The organism is Streptomyces sp. NPDC096324 (assembly GCF_044763015.1).
Classification (GTDB): domain Bacteria; phylum Actinomycetota; class Actinomycetes; order Streptomycetales; family Streptomycetaceae; genus Streptomyces.
The window spans coordinates 397335-416554 of record NZ_JBIWFK010000004.1 but is presented as its reverse complement, the minus strand read 5'-3'; the positions used below and the strand labels follow the sequence as shown (position 1 = coordinate 416554).

Genomic DNA, 19220 nt, shown 5'->3' with positions numbered 1-19220 from the left:
GAAGACCCCGATGCCGGCTAGCCGCACCGGCCGCCCTCCCGCGCGGCGGGCCGGCCGGCCCGCCGCCGCCGGGGCGCCCCGCGACAATCCCGTACGCCGTCTGTACCTGCGTGCCCAGAAGGCCTGGGACCGGCCGCTGACCGCGTACTACCTGATCCTCGGCGGCAGCCTGCTGATCACCGTGCTGGGGCTCGTGATGGTCTACTCGGCCTCGCAGATCACGGCGCTCCAGCTCTCGCTGCCCGGTTCGTACTTCTTCCGCAAGCAGTTCCTCGCCGCCCTGATCGGTGGTGTGCTGCTGTTCGCCGCCTCCCGGATGCCGGTGAAACTGCACCGGGCGCTGGCCTACCCGATCCTGGCCGGAGCCGTCTTCATGATGGCCCTGGTGCAGGTGCCCGGGATAGGACTCTCGGTCAACGGCAACCAGAACTGGATCTCCCTCGGCGGCTCGTTCCAGATCCAGCCCAGCGAGTTCGGCAAGCTCGCTCTCGTGCTCTGGGGCGCCGATCTGCTCGCCCGCAAGCAGGACAAGCGGCTGCTGACCCAGTGGAAACACATGCTGGTGCCGCTCGTGCCCGCCGCGTTCATGCTCCTCGGCCTGATCATGCTCGGCGGCGACATGGGAACGGCGATCATCCTCACGGCCATCCTGTTCGGGCTGCTGTGGCTGGCCGGAGCGCCCACCCGGCTGTTCGTGGGCGTGCTCTCCGTCGCCCTGGCGATCGGCTTCCTGCTCATCAAGACCAGCCCCAACCGCATGTCCAGGCTGGCCTGCATCGGCGCGACCGAGCCGGGGCCGCACGACACCTGCTGGCAGGCCGTGCACGGCATCTACGCCCTCGCCTCCGGCGGGCTCTTCGGATCGGGCCTCGGCGCCAGTGTGGAGAAATGGGGCCAACTGCCCGAAGCGCACACCGACTTCATCTTCGCCATCACTGGGGAGGAACTGGGCCTCGCGGGGACGCTGTCGGTGCTCGCTCTCTTCGCGGCTCTAGGCTATGCGGGTATCCGCGTGGCCGGACGCACGGAGGACCCCTTCGTGAGGTATGCCGCGGGAGGCGTGACCACCTGGATCACGGCCCAGGCCGTGATCAACATCGGTGCGGTGCTCGGTCTGCTGCCGATCGCCGGTGTCCCGCTCCCGCTGTTCTCCTACGGGGGTTCCGCCCTGCTGCCGACCATGTTCGCCATCGGGCTGCTGATCGCGTTCGCGCGTGACGACCCCGCTGCGCGAGCGGCTCTCGCTATGCGGCAACCCCGCTTTGGCAGAAAGCGGGGTGCGGTGAGAGAGTCCGCAAGGGCCGCGGGGCCCCGGAGATGGAACACGATGCGACGGCGTGCCTCTGCGGCGCGTTCGTCCGGAGAGCGGTGAATTTCGGTGCATGTCGTACTCGCCGGCGGGGGGACCGCCGGCCACATCGAGCCCGCGCTCGCCCTCGCGGACGCCCTGCGCAGGCAGGACCCCACCGTGGGGATCACGGCCCTGGGCACGGAACGGGGCCTGGAGACCCGCCTCGTACCCGAGCGCGGTTACGAACTGGCGCTGATCCCGGCCGTACCGCTGCCGCGCAAGCCCACCCCCGAGCTGATCACCGTCCCCGGGCGGCTGCGCGGCACGATCAAGGCCGTCGAGCAGATCCTGGAGCGGACCAAGGCGGACGCGGTCGTCGGCTTCGGCGGCTACGTGGCCCTGCCCGGCTACCTGGCGGCCAAGCGCCTCGGCGTGCCGATCGTCATCCACGAGGCCAACGCCCGGCCCGGACTCGCCAACAAGATCGGATCGCGGTACGCGGCCCAGGTCGCCGTCTCCACGCCCGACAACAAGCTCCGCGGGGCCCGCTACATCGGCATCCCGCTGCGCCGCACCATCGCCACCCTCGACCGGGCCGCCGTACGGCCCGAGGCGCGCGCCGCGTTCGGACTCGACCCGAACCTGCCGACGCTGCTCGTGTCGGGCGGCTCGCAGGGCGCCCGCCGCCTCAACGAGGTGGTCCAGCAGGCGGCTCCGTACCTCCAGCAGGCCGGAATCCAGATCCTGCACGCGGTCGGCCCGAAGAACGAACTGCCGCAGGTGCACCAGATGCCGGGGATGCCCCCGTACATCCCGGTACCGTACGTGGACCGGATGGATCTCGCGTACGCCGCGGCCGACATGATGCTCTGCCGCGCGGGCGCGATGACCGTCGCCGAGCTCTCCGCCGTCGGACTGCCCGCCGCCTACGTCCCGCTGCCCATCGGCAACGGCGAACAGCGGCTGAACGCCCAGCCGGTGGTCAAGGCCGGCGGCGGACTGCTGGTCGACGACGCGGAGCTGACCCCGCAGTGGGTGCAGCAGAACGTGCTGCCCGTGCTCGCCGACCCGCACCGGCTGTACGAGATGTCGGTCGCCGCCAGCGAGTTCGGCCGACGCGACGCCGACGAGCTGCTCGTCGGCATGGTGTACGAGGCGATCGCCTCGCGCCGGCACTAGGACCGCACGAGGGAAGGCAGGGAGCGTGGCCGGACCGAGTACCGCCGAGCGCGGTGAACGGCAGAAGCTGGAGTCCGGCCCGCCCCGGCCGCCCCTCGTCGGGCGGCTCCACCGGCTTCGTAGGCTCATCATCCTTTTGCTCGCCGTGGTGTTGGCCGGAGCCGCCGCGGTGTGGATCCTCTACGGTTCCTCCTGGTTGCGCACGGAAAGCGTGTCCGTCTCCGGGACGCGGGTGCTGACCCCCGCGCAGGTACGCCAGGCGGCCGGTGTGCCGGTCGGATCCCCGCTGGTCTCCGTCGACACGGACGCCATCGAGGCGCGGCTGCTCAGGGAATTGCCCCGGATCGACTCGGTCGAGGTCGTCCGCTCCTGGCCGCACGGAATCGGTCTGAGGGTGACCGAACGGACTCCGGTCCTCATCATCGGAAAAGGCGCGAAGTTCGTCGAAGTGGACGCCCAGGGCGTCCGGTTCGCCACGGTTTCCGTGGCTCCGAAGGGCGTGCCCGTCCTGGAGTTGGCGGTGTCCAAGGGCGCCGCCGCGCGCCGCTTCCCCGTCGGCCGGCTCGTGCGCGAGGCGGTGCGGATCGCCGGCGACATCCCGGACCGGGTCGCCCGTGACACCCGTACCCTCAAGGTCCGTTCCTACGACGCCGTCTCGCTGGAGTTGACGGGCGGCCGGACCGTCGAGTGGGGCAGCGCGGAGAAGGGCCGGGCGAAGGCCAGGACGCTCCTTGCTCTCATGAAAGCCGATTCCGGGGCCCGGCACTTCGACGTAAGTGCCCCCACCGCCCCCGCATCGTCCAGCAGTTGACTCGCATCGGCGCAGGCCAGCACCCTGGTTGGGCAGTGCTCGGCCTGATCACATAGGGTGAAAAGAAAAACGGGAGGTTCGGCGTGTTCGTTGAACGCGCGCCACTTGTCGACTTAGTGTCCTGTTCGGAAGAGTCCAAGGAACAGACACACTGGTAACCCTAAACTTCAGCGTTAGGGTTCGGGTCGGCGTTCGGACCGTCCCATTCGGCATCAGTCGTCGGATCGCGAGCACGCGAGGCGACGACACGTAACTCGAGGCGAGAGGCCTTCGACGTGGCAGCACCGCAGAACTACCTCGCAGTCATCAAAGTCATCGGTGTCGGCGGCGGTGGTGTCAATGCCATCAACCGGATGATCGAGGTCGGTCTCAAGGGTGTCGAGTTCATCGCCATCAACACCGACGCGCAGGCGCTGTTGATGAGCGACGCCGACGTCAAGCTCGACGTCGGCCGGGAACTCACCCGCGGCCTCGGGGCCGGAGCCAACCCGGCCGTCGGCCGCAAGGCCGCCGAGGACCACCGCGAGGAGATCGAGGAGGTCCTCAAGGGGGCCGACATGGTCTTCGTGACGGCGGGAGAGGGCGGCGGCACCGGCACCGGCGGCGCGCCCGTCGTGGCCAACATCGCCCGCTCGCTCGGCGCCCTCACCATCGGCGTGGTCACCCGCCCGTTCACCTTCGAGGGCCGGCGCCGCGCCAATCAGGCCGAGGACGGCATCGCGGAACTCCGCGAAGAGGTCGACACCCTCATCGTCATCCCGAACGACCGGCTGCTGTCCATCTCGGACCGCCAGGTCTCCGTCCTCGACGCCTTCAAGTCGGCGGACCAGGTCCTGCTCTCCGGTGTCCAGGGCATCACGGACCTCATCACCACGCCCGGTCTGATCAACCTGGACTTCGCCGACGTCAAGTCCGTCATGTCCGAGGCCGGTTCGGCGCTCATGGGCATCGGCTCCGCCCGCGGCGACGACCGCGCGGTGGCGGCGGCCGAGATGGCCATCTCCTCGCCGCTGCTGGAAGCGTCCATCGACGGCGCCCGCGGCGTCCTGCTGTCCATCTCCGGCGGCTCCGACCTCGGCCTGTTCGAGATCAACGAAGCGGCCCAGCTCGTCAGCGAGGCGGCGCACCCCGAGGCCAACATCATCTTCGGCGCGGTGATCGACGACGCCCTCGGCGACGAGGTGCGGGTCACCGTCATCGCCGCCGGCTTCGACGGCGGTCAGCCGCCGGCCAAGCGCGAGAACGTCCTCGGCTCGGCCTCGGCCCGGCGCGACGACCCCGTCCCGTCGCGTCCGGCCGAGAGCCGTCCGTCCTTCGGTTCGCTCGGCAGCGTCACGCCCAAGGAGCCGGCCCCGGAGCCCGCTCCGGAGCCGGTCAGTGAGCTGCCGGTGTCCCCGCCGGTCCCGCCGTCCCGCTCCTACTCGGACAGCGCGGCCGAGGAACTGGACGTGCCGGACTTCCTGAAGTGATAGGACAGCGCTCCGCCGCGAGCACCGTGGGCGGCGCCCACTTCGCCTTCACCGACAGGTGGGGCGGGGTGAGCGCCGTTCCGTACGAGGAGCTCAACCTCGGCGGGGCGGTCGGCGACGACCCCGGCGCCGTACGCGCCAACCGGGAACTGGCCGCCGAGGCACTCGGACTCGACCCGGCCCGGGTCGTCTGGATGAACCAGGTGCACGGGCCCGACGTGGCCGTCGTCGAGGAGCCCTGGGGCGCCTCGGAGATCCCCGCAGTCGACGCGATCGTCACGGCGCGGCGGGGGCTGGCACTCGCCGTCCTCACCGCCGACTGCACGCCCGTCCTGCTGGCCGACCCCGTCGCCGGGGTGGCGGCCGCCGCGCACGCGGGACGGCCCGGCATGGTCGCCGGCGTGGTTCCCGCGGCCGTACGGGCCATGGTGGAACTCGGCGCCGACCCGGCCAGGATCGTCGCCCGCACCGGACCCGCCGTCTGCGGACGGTGCTACGAGGTGCCGGACGCGATGCGTGCCGAGGTCGCCGGCGTGGAACCCGCGGCCTACGCCGAGACCCGGTGGGGGACACCCGCGGTCGATGTGACCGCCGGGGTGCACGCGCAGCTCGAACGGCTCGGAGTGCGCGACCGGGAGCAGTCGCCGGTGTGCACGATCGAATCGGGGGACCACTTCTCGTACCGACGGGACCGCACGACCGGGCGGCTCGCCGGTTACGTCTGGCTGGACTGATGGGGCATGACGGACCGTAAGGCTCAACTCGCCGCGAATCTGGCGAAAGTGGAAGAGCGCATCACGGCGGCGTGCACCGCCGCCGGGCGCAAGCGCGAAGAAGTGACCCTGATCGTGGTCACCAAGACCTATCCCGCCGCCGATGTGCGGATCCTGTCCGAACTCGGTGTGCGTCACGTGGCCGAGAACCGGGACCAGGACGCCGCGCCCAAGAGTGCGGAGTGCTCGGACCTGCCGCTGTTGTGGCACTTTGTCGGTCAATTGCAGACCAACAAGGTGCGTTCTGTGGTTGGTTACGCGGATTTCGTGCAGTCCATCGACCGTTCCCGGCTCGTCACGGCCCTCTCGAAGGAGGCGGTGCGGGCGGAGCGCGAAGTGGGATGCCTCGTCCAGGTCGCGCTGGACGCGCAGGAGAGCGGCCGCGGCGAGCGCGGAGGTGTGGGGGTCGGCGGGGTCGAGGAGTTGGCCGACCTCGTCGCGGGGTCCCCGGGGCTCCGGTTCGACGGGCTGATGACCGTCGCTCCGCTCACCGGCGTCTACGCGGGGCGGCAACAAGAGGCGTTCGGGCGGCTGATGGATTTGTCGACTGCCGTACGCCGGGCCCATCCGGCTGCGAACATGGTCTCGGCAGGGATGAGCTCGGATCTCGAACAGGCTGTGGCGGCCGGAGCGACACATGTACGCGTCGGTACTGCGGTACTCGGAGTCCGACCCGGCCTCCGGTAACGTCGCCAAGAAGTCGGACCACAGCAGAAAATATGGTCATTACCGCCAAATGCGGGCATAACGACCTCGTGGATCGCGGGCACTTGGCAATTCGTCAGCCGATCCACCACAGAGCGGAGGACTCAGAGCATGGCCGGCGCGATGCGCAAGATGGCGGTCTACCTCGGCCTCGTGGAGGACGATGGGTACGACGGCAGAGGATTCGACCCCGACGACGACTTCGAGCCCGAGCTCGACCCGGAGCCCGAGCGCGACCGGCGACGGCATGAGCCGCCGCACCAGTCACATCAGGCGCACTCGTCCCAAAGGGACGAACCGGTACGAGTGGTACAGCCCTCGACCCCCCGCGAACCGGTGTCGCATTCCGCGTCGCTCGCCGCGGAGTCCGGGCGTCCGGCGCGCATCGCCCCCGTGGCGTCCATCACACAAGAACGTCAGAGCCTGGAGAAGAACGCCCCGGTGATCATGCCCAAGGTCGTGTCGGAACGAGAGCCGTACCGGATCACCACGCTGCACCCCCGGACGTACAACGAGGCCCGTACCATCGGGGAACACTTCCGTGAGGGCACCCCGGTGATCATGAACCTGACCGAGATGGACGACACTGATGCGAAGCGACTTGTCGACTTCGCCGCCGGTTTGGTGTTCGGTCTCCACGGCAGCATCGAGCGGGTGACGCAGAAGGTGTTCCTGTTGTCGCCTGCTAACGTCGATGTCACGGCGGAGGACAAGGCCCGCATCGCAGAGGGCGGGTTCTTCAACCAGAGCTGAGACGCAGGACCGGAAACACCGCATGGGAAACAGGGGAGAGGGAAGCACGGATCATGAGCGTGGTCGGGCAGGTCTTCTACATCGCGCTGATGTGCTTCCTCATCGTGCTGATTTTCCGGTTGGTCATGGACTACGTCTTCCAGTTCGCCCGCTCATGGCAACCCGGCAAGCCGATGGTGGTCGTTCTGGAGGCCACCTACACTGTCACCGATCCACCGCTCAAGCTTCTGCGGCGGTTCATCCCGCCGTTGCGTCTCGGGGGCGTGGCGCTTGACCTGTCCTTCTTCGTACTGATGATCATCGTCTTCATCTTGATCAGACTTACGCAGAGCGTGATGTGAGCGATGTGAACGATACGGTCTTGCCGAATGCCGACGACTACGTTGAGGTGAAGAGATGCCGTTGACCCCCGAGGACGTGCGGAACAAACAGTTCACGACCGTCCGCCTCCGAGAAGGCTATGACGAGGACGAGGTCGATGCCTTCCTCGACGAGGTCGAAGCCGAACTGACTCGCCTGCTCCGCGAGAACGAGGACCTGCGCGCCAAGCTGGCCGCCGCCACGCGCGCGGCCGCGCAGAACCAGCAGCAGCAGGGTATGCGCAAACCGCCGGAGCAGCAGGACCAGCAGGGCCCGCCGCAGGGTATGCGAGGGCCCGGCGCTCCTGTGCCCGCCGGGATATCAGGTCCGCCGCAGGGCATGGGTGGCCCCATGGGTGGTCCGCCTCAGCTCCCGAGCGGTGCTCCCGCGCTGCCTGCCGGCCCCAGCGGCCAGGGCGGCCCGCAGGGTCAGGGTCCGATGGGTCAGGGCCCCATGGGCCAGGGTCCGATGGGTCAGGGTCCGATGGGCCAGGGCCCCATGGGTCAGGGTCCCGGCCAGATGCAGCAGATGGGTGGCCCCATGGGCGGCCCCATGGGTCAGGGTCAGATGGGCCAGGGCCCGATGGGTCAGGGCCCGATGGGTCAGGGTCCCGGCCAGATGCAGCAGATGGGTGGCCCGATGGGCGGTCCCATGGGTGGCCCCATGGGCGGTCCGATGGGTGGCCCCATGGGCGGCCCCGGTCAGCAGATGCCGCAGCAGGGTCCCGGTGGCGACAGCGCGGCCCGTGTCCTCTCGCTCGCTCAGCAGACCGCCGACCAGGCGATCGCCGAGGCACGCTCCGAGGCCAACAAGATCGTCGGTGAGGCCCGCAGCCGCGCCGAGGGTCTGGAGCGCGACGCCCGTGCCAAGGCCGACGCCCTGGAGCGGGACGCGCAGGAGAAGCACCGCGTCGCGATGGGCTCCCTGGAGTCCGCCCGCGCCACGCTGGAGCGCAAGGTCGAGGATCTGCGCGGCTTCGAGCGCGAGTACCGCACGCGTCTGAAGTCCTACCTGGAGTCGCAGCTGCGCCAGCTGGAGACGCAGGCGGACGACTCGCTCGCCCCGCCGCGCACTCCGGCCGCCGCGTCGCTGCCGGCGTCCTCCGCGCCGTCGATGGCTCCCGCGGGTGCCGGTGCGCCGTCCTACGGCGGCAACCCGGGCATGGGTGGCATGGGTGGACCGTCGCAGGGCGGACCGTCCTACGGCGGGCAGCAGCAGATGTCGCCCGCGATGACCCAGCCGATGGCTCCGGTGCGGCCCCAGGGCCCGTCGCCGATGCAGCAGGCGCCCTCGCCGATGCGCGGGTTCCTCATCGACGAGGACGACAACTGACGGCCGCTCGCACGCCTTAGGCGTCGGCAGCATTCAGGGCGGGGCCCCCGGAGAGATCCGGGGGCCCCGCCCTTTTGCACGCCCGCCAAGGGCCTGTACGGGGTCCAGGAGGTGCCGACGACGGCGAGTGGACCTTCTGTGGCCCCCGCGCCCCGAAGGCCCCCTACGGGAATCCAGCGCCACCATCAAAAGAAGCCCCATCCCCTCCGGTCCGCTGTTCTGGCGGAGGGGAAGGCTCAGCCCCTCCGGCGTTCGAGGAGCGGGGTCCGGGGCGGAGCCCCGGGTACGGGACGGGTAGGGGCGGAGGGGGCGACATCGGCGGGCGGAACCGCGGGGGAGTCCGAGCGGCCCCGCAGGGGTGGGGGACAGAGACCCCGCGATCCCGGGCCGGGCGGCGGCGGCCCGGCCCGGGAAGGGCGAAGGCCCGGGGCCGCCAGGATCTCCTGGCGGCCCCGGGCCTTCAGCGTGGGTGGGTGTTCCGCGTCACGCCTTGCGGAGGCGGAACACCAGGGACAGCCCCTCGTCGGTGAACGGCTCCCCGTAGGCGCCGTCGGCCTCTCCCTGGGCGAAGTCCGTGGCGAGGACCTCGTCGCCGATGAGACCGGCGTGCTCGCCGAGCGCCGCGACGACCGCCGGGTCCGTGGAGGTCCAGCGCAGGGCGATACGGTCGGCCACGTCGAGGCCGCTGTTCTTGCGGGCCTCCTGGATCAGCCGGATCGCGTCACGGGCGAGGCCCGCCTGCCGCAGCTCCTCGGTGATCTCCAGGTCGAGCGCGACGGTCGCGCCGGAGTCCGAGGCGACCGACCAGCCCTCGCGCGGGGTCTCCGTGATGATGACCTCGTCCGGGGCCAGGGTCACGGTCTCGCCGCCGACCTCGACCGAGGCGGTGCCTTCGCGCAGGGCGAGGGACAGGGCCGCGGCATCGGTCTGGGAGATGGCCTTCGCCACATCCTGGACGCCCTTGCCGAACCGCTTGCCCAGGGCGCGGAAGTTCGCCTTCGCGGTGGTGTCGACCAGTGAGCCGCCGACCTCGGAGAGCGACGCGAGGGAACTCACGTTCAGCTCCTCGGTGATCTGCGCGTGCAGCTCGGGGTCGAGCGCCGCGAAGCCGGTGGCGGCGATCAGCGCGCGGGACAGCGGCTGACGGGTCTTGACGCCCGACTCCGCGCGCGTGGCCCGGCCGAGCTCGACGAGACGGCGCACGAGCACCATCTGGCGCGACAGCTCCGGGTCGATGACGGACAGGTCCGCCTCCGGCCAGGTCGACAGGTGCACGGACTCCGGGGCGTCCGGGCTGACCGGGACGACCAGGTCCTGCCAGACCCGCTCGGTGATGAACGGGGTCAGCGGGGCCATCAGCCGCGTGACGGTCTCCACGACCTCGTGCAGCGTGCGCAGAGCGGCCTTGTCGCCCTGCCAGAAGCGGCGGCGGGAGCGGCGCACGTACCAGTTCGAGAGGTCGTCGACGAACGCCGACAGGAGCTTGCCGGCCCGCTGGGTGTCGTACGCCTCCAGAGCCTGCGTCACCTGGTCGGTGAGCGCGTGGAGTTCGGAGAGCAGCCAGCGGTCCAGGACCGGACGGTCCGCCGGAGCCGGATCGGCCGCGCTGGGCGCCCAGTCGCTGGTGCGGGCGTACAGCGCCTGGAAGGCGACGGTGTTCCAGTACGTGAGGAGCGTCTTGCGGACGACCTCCTGGATGGTGCCGTGACCCACGCGCCGCGCCGCCCACGGGGAACCGCCTGCCGCCATGAACCAGCGCACCGCGTCGGCGCCGTGCTGGTCCATCAGCGGGATCGGCTGCAGGATGTTGCCCAGGTGCTTGGACATCTTGCGGCCGTCCTCGGCGAGGATGTGGCCGAGGCACACGACGTTCTCGTACGAGGACTTGTCGAACACCAGGGTGCCGACGGCCATCAGCGTGTAGAACCAGCCGCGCGTCTGGTCGATGGCCTCGGAGATGAACTGGGCCGGGTAACGGCTCTCGAAGATCTCCTTGTTCTTGTACGGGTAGCCCCACTGCGCGAACGGCATCGAACCCGAGTCGTACCAGGCGTCGATGACCTCGGGCACGCGGGTCGCGGTCAGACCGCAGCCGCCCTGCGGGCACGGGAAGGTCACCGCGTCGATGTACGGGCGGTGCGGGTCGAGGTCCGACTGGTCGGTGCCGGTCAGCTCGGACAGCTCCGCGCGGGAGCCGACACAGGTGAGGTGGCCCTCCTCGCAGGTCCACAGCGGCAGCGGGGTGCCCCAGTAACGGCTGCGCGAGAGCGCCCAGTCGATGTTGTTGTTCAGCCAGTCGCCGAAACGGCCGTGCTTGACGGACTCCGGGAACCAGTTGGTCCCCTCGTTCTCCTCCAGGAGACGGTCCTTGACGGCCGTGGTGCGGATGTACCAGGACGGCTGCGCGTAGTACAGGAGCGCGGTGTGGCAGCGCCAGCAGTGCGGGTAACTGTGCTCGTACGGGACGTGCTTGAAGAGGAGGCCGCGGTTCTGGAGGTCCTCCGTGAGCTTTTCGTCCGCCTTCTTGAAGAAGACGCCGCCGACGAGAGGGACGCTCTCCTCGAAGGTGCCGTTCGGGCGGATCGGGTTCACGACCGGAAGGCCGTACGAGCGGCAGACCTTGAGGTCGTCCTCGCCGAAGGCGGGGGACTGGTGGACCAGACCCGTGCCGTCCTCGGTCGTCACGTACTCGGCGTTGACCACGAAGTGGGCGGCCTCGGGGAACTCGATGAGCTCGAACGGACGTTCATACGTCCAGCGCTCCATCTCGGCACCCGTGAAGGACTCGCCGGTGGTCTCCCAGCCCTCGCCGAGCGCCTTCTCCACGAGAGGCTGCGCGACGACGAGCTGCTCCTCGCCGTTCGTCACGACGACATAGGTGACACCCGGGTGGGCGGCGACCGCGGTGTTGGACACCAGCGTCCACGGCGTGGTCGTCCACACCAGGAGCGCGGCACGGCCGGCCAGCGGACCGGAGGTGAGCGGGAAACGGACGTACACGGAGGGGTCGACGATGGTCTCGTAGCCCTGGGCCAGCTCGTGGTCCGACAGGCCCGTCTCGTCGCGCGGGCACCAGGGCGCCACGCGGTAGTCCTGGACCAGCAGGCCCTTGTCGAAGATCTCCTTGAGCGACCACCACACGGATTCGATGTACTCGGGGTCCATGGTGCGGTAGGCGTCGTCGAGGTCGACCCAGTAGCCCATGCGGTTCGTCAGCTCGGTGAACGCGTCGGTGTGGCGGGTCACGGACTCGCGGCACCGGTCGTTGAACTCCGCGATGCCGAACGCCTCGATGTCCTGCTTGCCGGTGAAGCCGAGTTCCTTCTCGACCGCCAGCTCGACCGGCAGGCCGTGGCAGTCCCAGCCGGCCTTGCGGGCCACGTGGTAGCCGCGCATGGTGCGGAAGCGCGGGAAGACGTCCTTGAAGACGCGCGCTTCGATGTGGTGGGCGCCCGGCATGCCGTTGGCGGTGGGCGGGCCCTCGTAGAACACCCACTCCGGCCGGCCCTCGGACTGCTCGAGGCTCTTGGCGAAGATCTTCTGCTCACGCCAGAAATCGAGCACGGCGTGCTCGAGTGCGGGCAGGTCGACCTGGGCGGGCACCTGGCGGTACGTCGGCGCTGTCATCGGCGAGCTTCCTCCAACGGACTTTCTGCCTTCCGTCGGAGGGACGAGAGCCGTCTTGCTGCGGACGCCGTGTGCGGCGCGCTCCCGCGGTACCACCCTCCTTGGCCCTCCGACGCGCCGTTCGTGTCGGTGAGCCCCCTCATTGGGGTCGCGATGCCGGGTCTACTGGCCCCAGAGGGGTGTTCTGCCGGCGGCTCCGGGGTGATCTTCGCGTCGCGCTCGCCCCCGGGCTTCCACCGTCCCCGGGTCGCTCCTGGCCGCGTACGCCGCTACTCGTCCCCATCCACGCTTCTCGCTGCGCCCAGTGTACGGCGCCCCGGGGCCGTCGGCCGACCGGATTTCCCGGTCACGGCCGTGGCCTGCGCGGTGACCCGAATGGCGAGGCGCGCCCGTCCGGATCCCGGGACGCCGATCCTGGCGGATTACCCGGCGGGGAGCTGGGCACAACGGAGGCAGACTCGCCGCGCGGGGCTCGCGTGGCGGGCGAATCGTGGCGGGCCCCGTTGCCGCGGGCCGGAAGTCGATTTATCGTCCCAGCACGATTCGCGAGCAAGATCACAATATGTGAAGGGGCCGCGGCCATGGTGGCGAAGAAGACCGCCGTACAGCAGTCGGCGTCGGGCAGATCCACGAGTGCGGCGGCCAGGGAAACAGGCGGGAAGAAGAACACGCGGACGGCCGGGACGAAGACGGCCGGGACGAAGACGCCCGGGACCAAGGCCGCCTCCTCCGGGACCGCGTCCGCGAAGGCCGCGGGCAGGAAGACGGCGGGCGGCAAGACCACCGCGAAGAAGGCGGCGACGGCCGCGGGGAAGCCCGCGGCCGGGAAGTCCGCCGCCTCCGCGGCGCGGAAGAGCACGGGCACGGCACGGAAGAGCACCGCTACGGCCAGGAAGACGGCCGCTGCGGCGGCCCAGGGCGCGGCCGAGGCCGCGAAGACGACGGGAGCCACGACGGTGGTTGCGAAGAAGACCCGTGGCGCGGCCACGGCCGCCAAGAAGGCCACCGCCGTGCCGAAGGCGAGGATCGCCGCGGTCGAGCCCGGTGAGCTCGCGGTGCGGCCGGGGGAGGACCCCTGGACCCCGGAGGAGGTCGGGGCGGCCCGCGCGGAGCTCCAGTCGGAGGCGCTGCGGCTGCGCGCCGAGATCTCGTCGTCCGAGGAGGCTCTCGCGGGCCTGATGCGGGACTCCGGGGACGGCGCGGGAGACGACCAGGCGGACACGGGGACGAAGAACATCACACGCGAGCACGAGATGGCGCTCAACTCGAACGCGCGGGAGACGCTGGAGCAGACCGAGCACGCCCTGGACCGCCTCGACGCGGGCACCTACGGGCTCTGCGAGAACTGCGGCAACCCCATCGGGAAGGCCCGCATGCAGGCCTTCCCGCGCGCCACCCTGTGCGTCGAGTGCAAGCAGAAGCAGGAACGCAGGCACTGATCCCCGGGTGCCGCAAGGGAGCGGCACCGCCTCGCGGGTCCGGGTGATCCTGAGCACCTGGGCCCGCGAGCGTGTGCCGTACCCTCGTCCTCAGTCAGGAACCTAGGTCGAGGGACTCACTCACGTGGCAGAGGCGGAGCGCATCATCGGTACGCCGGAGATTCCAGGGGCGGCGGGAGCCGAACCGGATCACACCGGCGGGAACGCGGAGTCCGGGGACCGGTCCGGCGCCGACGCGCCGACCCCGGCCGAGCGGCCCAGGGGCAAGCGCAGGATCGCCGTGCTCTTCACGGTGGCCGTGCTGGCGTACGCCCTCGATCTCGTCAGCAAGATGATCGTCGTGGCGAAGCTGGAGCACCACGACTCGATCGACATCCTCGGGGACTGGCTGAGGTTCGAGGCGATCCGCAACGCGGGCGCCGCCTTCGGCTTCGGCCAGGCGTTCACGATCATCTTCACGGTGATCGCGGCGGCCGTGATCGTCGTCATCGCCCGGCTCGCCCGCAAGCTCTACAGCGTGCCGTGGGCCATCGCGCTGGGCCTGCTGCTGGGCGGCGCGCTCGGCAACCTGACCGACAGGGTCTTCCGCTCGCCCGGCGTCTTCGAGGGCGCGGTCGTGGACTTCATCGCCCCCAAGCACTTCGCCGTCTTCAACCTCGCCGACTCCGCGATCGTCTGCGGCGGCATCCTGATCGTGCTGCTGTCGTTCCGGGGCCTGGACCCGGACGGCACGGTCCACAAGGACTGACCCGCTCCCGGCTGTCGTACGGGCCCTCCCGCGGCCTGTACGACGCCTCCGCGGCGGCTCCGGCCGGGCACAGGCGTTCGGGCCGTGGTCAGGCGGTGTCCGAGCCGTCCGGCATACTCGACGGGTGAGCACGCTTCCCGAGATCCGCACCCTGCCCGTGCCCGACGGCCTGGAGGGCGAGCGCGTCGACGCCGCCATCTCCCGCATGCTGGGCTTCTCCCGTACCAAGGCCGCAGAGCTCGCCGCGGCGGGGAAGGTCACGGTCGACGGCTCGGTGGTCGGCAAATCCGAGCGGGTGCACGGCGGCGCCTGGCTCGAGGTCGAGATGCCCGGAGCCCCCGCGCCCGTGCAGATCGTCGCCGAGCCCGTCGAGGGCATGGAGATCATCCACGACGACGACGACGTGCTCGTGATCGTCAAGCCCGTCGGCGTGGCAGCGCACCCCAGCCCCGGCTGGTCGGGCCCGACCGTCATCGGCGGTCTCGCGGCCGCCGGCTACCGCATCTCCACCTCCGGCGCCGCCGAGCGCCAGGGCATCGTCCACCGCCTCGACGTGGGCACCTCCGGCCTGATGACGGTCGCCAAGTCGGAGTACGCGTACACCTCGCTCAAGCGTCAGTTCAAGGAGCGCACGGTCGACAAGCGCTACCACGCGCTCGTCCAGGGCCACCCGGACCCGACCAGCGGCACCATCGACGCGCCCATCGGACGCCACCCGAACCACGACTACAAGTGGGCGGTCACGGCCGAGGGCAAGCCCTCCGTCACGCACTACGACCTGATCGAGGCGTTCCGCGCGGCCTCCCTGCTCGACATCAAGCTGGAGACCGGGCGCACCCACCAGATCCGCGTCCACATGTCCGCCCACCGCCACCCCTGCGTCGGCGACCTGACGTACGGCGCGGACCCCACGCTCGCCAAGCGCCTCGGCCTCACCCGCCAGTGGCTGCACGCGGTGCGCCTCGGCTTCGAGCACCCCGCGGACGGCCGCTGGGTGGAGTTCGAGACCGGCTACCCCGAGGACCTCCAGCAGGCACTCGACAAGGTCCGTGAGGAGAGCAACGCGTGAGCGGCGGTCCGGACGTGGCGACGGGCGTCTCCCTGGAAGCACGCGGCGTCGCCTACGAGGTGCGGGTCGCGGAGAGCACCACCGACCGTGAGGCCTGCTTCGCGGTGCGCAAGGACGTCTTCGTCGGCGAGCAGGGCGTCCCCCAGGACATCGAGTACGACGCCTACGACCCCGGCGCCCTGCACGTGCTGGCGGTCCGCGAGGACGGCGTGCCCCTCGGCACCGGGCGCCTGCTGGAGGGCGAGGCCGCCGCGGCGAAGGTCGGCGGGGATCCGGCCGTCGGCTCGCTCGGGCGGCTCGCCGTGACGCGCGAGGCGCGCGGGCTCGGCGTCGGCGCCGCGCTCGTCGGCGCCATCGAGGCCGCCGCACGCGCGCGTGGCCTGACCGCCGTGGACCTGCACGCGCAGACCCACGCGCTGGGGTTCTACGAACGGCTCGGATACGTGGCGTACGGTCCGGAGTTCACGGACGCGGACATGCCGCACCGCGCGATGCGCAAGGCCCTGTGAGCGGGGTATCGCCGTAACGGCGTGGCACGCTTGGGGTCTGGTTCGCCCCTGATCGTCTAGACCCCGCCGGAGCGCTGACCGTGGATCAGTTGGCCCTGCTGTTCGTGCTGCTGCTCGGGGCCGTGGTCAGCGTCCCGGTCGGAGAGCGGTTCGGGCTTCCCGCTCCGGTCCTGATGACCCTGCTCGGCATGGTGCTGGCCGTGCTGGAGTTCGTCCCGAACGTGGACATCCCGCCGGAGCTGATCCTGCCGGCGCTGCTGCCGCCGCTGCTGTACGCCGCGGTGCGCCGCACCTCGTGGAGACAGTTCGCCGCGAACAGGCGCCCGATCTTCCTGCTCGCCGTGGCCCTGGTGTTCGTCACCACCCTGGCGGTCGCCGCCGTCGCGAGCTCGATCGTGCCCGGCCTGCCGCTCGCCGCCGCCTTCGCGCTGGGCGCCCTCGTGGCACCCCCCGACCCGGTCGCGGCGACCGCCGTCGCGGGACAGCTCGGGCTGCCGCGCCGGCTGGTCTCGATCCTGGAGGGCGAGGGGCTCTTCAACGACGTCACGGCGATCGTGCTCTACCACGTGGCGATCGCCGCCGCGGTCAGCGGGACCTTCTCGCCCTGGCGGGCCGGGCTCGACCTCGTGCTCTCCGCCGTCGTCGCGCTCGTCGTCGGGGTGGCCCTCGGATGGGCCGCGAACAAGCTGATGACGCTGGTCGGCGACGCCACGCTGCAGATCGGGCTGACCCTGCTGGTGCCGTACGTCGCGTACGTCACGGCCGAGGAACTGCACGGATCCGGGGTGCTCGCCGTCCTCACCACCGCACTGTTCCTCGCGGAGTACGCCACCGACGCCGACGACGTCCTGACCCGGCTCGCCGGATCGACGGTCTGGGACGTGGTGGACACGCTCGTCACCGGCGTCGCCTTCGGGCTCATCGGGCTGGAGCTCCACAACGCCATCCGGACCGCTTCGGGCCGCTGGGGCGAGATGCTCGGCTGGGCCGCCACGATCGTGGTCGTGGTCGTGCTTGTACGCCTGGCCTGGCTGCTGCCCGCGACCTGGCTGACCAAGCGGCTGCACGCCAAGCGGGACTACGACGAGGAGATCCCGACCTCGTGGCGGGAGACCGTGGTCATGTGGTGGGCCGGGATGCGCGGGGTCGCCTCCGTGGCCCTGGCGCTCGCGATCCCGCTGAAGATGGACGACGGGTCGCCGTTCCCCGACCGCGACGAGATCGTGTTCATCGCCTTCGGAGTGATCATGGCGACCCTGGTGATCCAGGGACTCACCCTGCCCTGGCTCGTCAGAAGACTCGGGGTGCGGGCCGACGAGGACGTCGAGAAGGCCTTCGAGAAGGAGCTCGCGGTACGGGCCGCCAAGGCCGCGAAGCGGAGGCTGCGGGAGATCGAGGAGGTGGAGGAGCTGCCGGAGGAGCTCTCCGAGCAACTGCTGCGCCGGGCCTTCGAGATCGGTGTGCGGATCAGCCCCGACATGGGGGACGAGGAGCGGCGCGAGGCGCATCTGCAGCGGGTCCGGCGGATGAAGCGGATGCGGCGGATCCAGGGGGAGATGATGAGCGCGGCCCGGCACGAGGTGCTGTCCGCGCGGAGCGAGCCCGGGGCCGACCCGGAGATCGTGGACCGCGTCCTGAGACACCTGGACGTCCGCAGCCTCCGCTGACGTCTGCCGCCTGCCGGCGTGTTCACCGGCGCCCCCGGGTGCCCGCCGCCGGGCGCACCGGGCGAGCGGCCTGGTCCGCCCGCGCCCGCCGTGCCCCGACGGCGTGGCGGCCCCGGGCCCGGCGGACCTTGCCGTCCCGTCGGGGCGCCGGGTCCGGGTGGTCCGCCGGGGCCGGGGTCGGGACCGCTCAGCCGCGGCCCGGGCCCGTGCGGGGTGGTTCGTGGGTGTGGCGGGCGTGGGGGCGGGACGCCGCCGCGTCCGGATCCGGGCGGCCGGTGCGCGAGGTCCGTCCGGGGAGCAGCGCCGCCTCGGAGGTGTTGACGCGGGGGAGCGCGTAGGGGTGCTGTTCGGTCAGCCAGCGGATCAGCTGCTCACGGACCGTGACCCGTACCGTCCAGATGTCGTCCGCGTCCTTCGCGGTGACCAGGGCGCGCACCTGCATGGTGTTGGGCGTCGAGTCGGTGACGGCGAGGCCGTAGTCGCGGCCGTCCCAGGCCGGGCACTCGCGCAGGATGTCGCGCAGCTTCCCGCGCATCGCCTCCACCGGGGCGGAGTGGTCGAGGTGCAGGAAGACGATGCCGGTCATCTGGGGGGTGCCGCGCGACCAGTTCTCGAACGGCTTCGACGTGAAGTACGAGACCGGCATGGTGATCCGGCGCTCGTCCCAGGTCCGTACCGTCAGGAACGTCAGGGTGATCTCCTCGACCGTGCCCCACTCGCCGTCGACCACCACGGTGTCGCCGAGCCGCACCATGTCGCCGAAGGCGATCTGGAGTCCGGCGAAGAGGTTCGAGAGGGTGGACTGGGCCGCGACACCGGCGACGATGCCGAGGATCCCGGCCGAGGCCAGCAGCGAGGCGCCGGCCGCGCGCATCGCGGGGAAGGTGAGCAGCATCGCGGCGGCGGCGACGACACCGACGACCGCGGTGACCACCCGCTGGATCAGCGTGACCTGGGTGCGGACCCGGCGGATCCGGGCCGGATCGCGGTGCGCGTTCGCGTAGCGGCTGTACGAGGTCTCGACGACCGCCGTGGCGATGCTCACCACCAGCCAGGCGGCGGCGCCGATGAGGATCAGGGTCAGTGTCCGGCCGATGCCGGTCCGGTGCTCGACCAGGAGCCTCACCTGGCCGTAGGAGCCTCTGAGCAGGGCCGCGAACAGGACGAGCTGGAAGGGGACACGGCCGCGGCGGAGCAGACCCCACAGGGAGGTCTCGCTGTGCCGGTCGTCCGCCCGCCGCAGCAGACGGTCCACGGACCATCCGATGAGGAGGGTGAGCACGACCGAGCCACCGACGACGATCACCGGGCGCAGTACGTTCTCCATGCCTGAGAAGCTAACCGGCCACCGGCGTGATGAACATGTGTTCTCGGGGCGGAACGGGGTATCCCAGGGGATCGTTCCGGGGCACCCGGCAACCGGCCCGGGGCCACCCCGCCGGACGGCCGGAGCGGGCGCCGTCGGTGCCGGCTGGCACCATGGAGTCC

16 protein-coding genes are annotated in these 19220 nt (G+C 70.9%); 14 read left to right on the top strand and 2 right to left on the bottom strand.

The features are described from left to right. Positions 1 to 10: 10 nt before the first annotated feature. From ftsW to ACIQ7M_RS12560, 9 genes are all read left to right on the top strand, one after another. Positions 11 to 1372, top strand: coding sequence for a putative lipid II flippase FtsW (gene ftsW / locus ACIQ7M_RS12600; protein ID WP_403642930.1), 1362 nt, complete (start codon positions 11 to 13; stop codon positions 1370 to 1372). A gap of 6 nt (positions 1373 to 1378) precedes the next feature. Continuing rightward, positions 1379 to 2470 carry an undecaprenyldiphospho-muramoylpentapeptide beta-N-acetylglucosaminyltransferase gene (murG, locus tag ACIQ7M_RS12595; protein WP_389850259.1) on the top strand — a complete coding sequence of 364 codons (1092 nt, stop codon included), beginning with the start codon at positions 1379 to 1381 and terminating at the stop codon, positions 2468 to 2470. A gap of 25 nt (positions 2471 to 2495) precedes the next feature. Continuing rightward, positions 2496 to 3281, top strand: a complete 786-nt coding sequence (locus ACIQ7M_RS12590) for a cell division protein FtsQ/DivIB (RefSeq protein WP_403642927.1) — start codon at positions 2496 to 2498, stop codon at positions 3279 to 3281. 275 nt (positions 3282 to 3556) lie between these two features. Beyond that, positions 3557 to 4750: a cell division protein FtsZ gene (ftsZ, locus tag ACIQ7M_RS12585; RefSeq protein WP_386986787.1), complete on the top strand. Its 1194-nt coding sequence runs from the start codon at positions 3557 to 3559 to the stop codon at positions 4748 to 4750. Continuing rightward, positions 4747 to 5484, top strand: coding sequence for a peptidoglycan editing factor PgeF (gene pgeF, locus ACIQ7M_RS12580; protein WP_355767741.1), 738 nt, complete (start codon positions 4747 to 4749; stop codon positions 5482 to 5484). Before ftsZ ends, pgeF begins: the two co-directional genes overlap by 4 nt. 6 nt (positions 5485 to 5490) lie before the next feature. Then, positions 5491 to 6210, top strand: coding sequence for a YggS family pyridoxal phosphate-dependent enzyme (locus ACIQ7M_RS12575; protein ID WP_355767738.1), 720 nt, complete (start codon positions 5491 to 5493; stop codon positions 6208 to 6210). A gap of 129 nt (positions 6211 to 6339) precedes the next feature. Continuing rightward, on the top strand, positions 6340 to 6981 hold the full coding sequence (locus tag ACIQ7M_RS12570; RefSeq protein ID WP_355767736.1) for a cell division protein SepF: 642 nt from the start codon (positions 6340 to 6342) through the stop codon (positions 6979 to 6981). Between the two features lie 53 nt (positions 6982 to 7034). Beyond that, positions 7035 to 7322, top strand: coding sequence for a YggT family protein (locus ACIQ7M_RS12565; protein ID WP_355767733.1), 288 nt, complete (start codon positions 7035 to 7037; stop codon positions 7320 to 7322). A gap of 55 nt (positions 7323 to 7377) precedes the next feature. Further along, complete coding sequence (locus ACIQ7M_RS12560) at positions 7378 to 8673, top strand: DivIVA domain-containing protein (RefSeq protein WP_403642922.1); 1296 nt, start codon at positions 7378 to 7380, stop codon at positions 8671 to 8673. Between the two features lie 483 nt (positions 8674 to 9156). On the opposite strand, the gene ileS is transcribed toward ACIQ7M_RS12560, so the two are convergent. Continuing rightward, positions 9157 to 12300: an isoleucine--tRNA ligase gene (gene ileS, locus ACIQ7M_RS12555; RefSeq protein WP_403642919.1), complete on the bottom strand. Its 3144-nt coding sequence runs from the start codon at positions 12298 to 12300 to the stop codon at positions 9157 to 9159. 581 nt (positions 12301 to 12881) lie between these two features. On the opposite strand from ileS, the gene ACIQ7M_RS12550 reads away from it, so the two are divergent. From ACIQ7M_RS12550 to ACIQ7M_RS12530, 5 genes are all read left to right on the top strand, one after another. Further along, a complete protein-coding gene (locus tag ACIQ7M_RS12550) occupies positions 12882 to 13739 on the top strand; it encodes a TraR/DksA family transcriptional regulator (RefSeq protein WP_403642916.1) in 858 nt (285 codons plus the stop codon). 124 nt (positions 13740 to 13863) lie between these two features. Then, complete coding sequence (gene lspA / locus ACIQ7M_RS12545) at positions 13864 to 14487, top strand: signal peptidase II (protein WP_355760047.1); 624 nt, start codon at positions 13864 to 13866, stop codon at positions 14485 to 14487. 124 nt (positions 14488 to 14611) lie between these two features. Then, a complete protein-coding gene (locus ACIQ7M_RS12540; protein ID WP_355760045.1) occupies positions 14612 to 15556 on the top strand; it encodes an RluA family pseudouridine synthase in 945 nt (314 codons plus the stop codon). A gap of 32 nt (positions 15557 to 15588) precedes the next feature. Beyond that, on the top strand, positions 15589 to 16065 hold the full coding sequence (locus ACIQ7M_RS12535; RefSeq protein ID WP_403643526.1) for a GNAT family N-acetyltransferase: 477 nt from the start codon (positions 15589 to 15591) through the stop codon (positions 16063 to 16065). A gap of 80 nt (positions 16066 to 16145) precedes the next feature. Beyond that, positions 16146 to 17732 (top strand): Na+/H+ antiporter, encoded by a 1587-nt coding sequence (locus tag ACIQ7M_RS12530; protein ID WP_355760043.1) that lies wholly within the window; start codon positions 16146 to 16148, stop codon positions 17730 to 17732. 187 nt (positions 17733 to 17919) lie between these two features. Here ACIQ7M_RS12530 and ACIQ7M_RS12525 read toward each other — a convergent pair whose 3' ends face one another. Continuing rightward, positions 17920 to 19059, bottom strand: a complete 1140-nt coding sequence (locus tag ACIQ7M_RS12525; protein WP_355760041.1) for a mechanosensitive ion channel domain-containing protein — start codon at positions 19057 to 19059, stop codon at positions 17920 to 17922. Positions 19060 to 19220: the final 161 nt, after the last annotated feature.

What these genes read in the sequence shown, in the direction of transcription:
- ileS (WP_403642919.1), bottom strand. Translation starts at nt 12,300, where the DNA reads ATGACAGCGCCGACGTACCGCCAGGTGCCCGCCCAGGTCGACCTGCCC.
- ACIQ7M_RS12565 (WP_355767733.1), top strand. Translation starts at nt 7,035, where the DNA reads ATGAGCGTGGTCGGGCAGGTCTTCTACATCGCGCTGATGTGCTTCCTC.
- ACIQ7M_RS12575 (WP_355767738.1), top strand. Translation starts at nt 5,491, where the DNA reads ATGACGGACCGTAAGGCTCAACTCGCCGCGAATCTGGCGAAAGTGGAA.
- ACIQ7M_RS12525 (WP_355760041.1), bottom strand. Translation starts at nt 19,059, where the DNA reads ATGGAGAACGTACTGCGCCCGGTGATCGTCGTCGGTGGCTCGGTCGTG.
- ACIQ7M_RS12550 (WP_403642916.1), top strand. Translation starts at nt 12,882, where the DNA reads ATGGTGGCGAAGAAGACCGCCGTACAGCAGTCGGCGTCGGGCAGATCC.
- ACIQ7M_RS12570 (WP_355767736.1), top strand. Translation starts at nt 6,340, where the DNA reads ATGGCCGGCGCGATGCGCAAGATGGCGGTCTACCTCGGCCTCGTGGAG.
- ftsW (WP_403642930.1), top strand. Translation starts at nt 11, where the DNA reads ATGCCGGCTAGCCGCACCGGCCGCCCTCCCGCGCGGCGGGCCGGCCGG.
- ACIQ7M_RS12560 (WP_403642922.1), top strand. Translation starts at nt 7,378, where the DNA reads ATGCCGTTGACCCCCGAGGACGTGCGGAACAAACAGTTCACGACCGTC.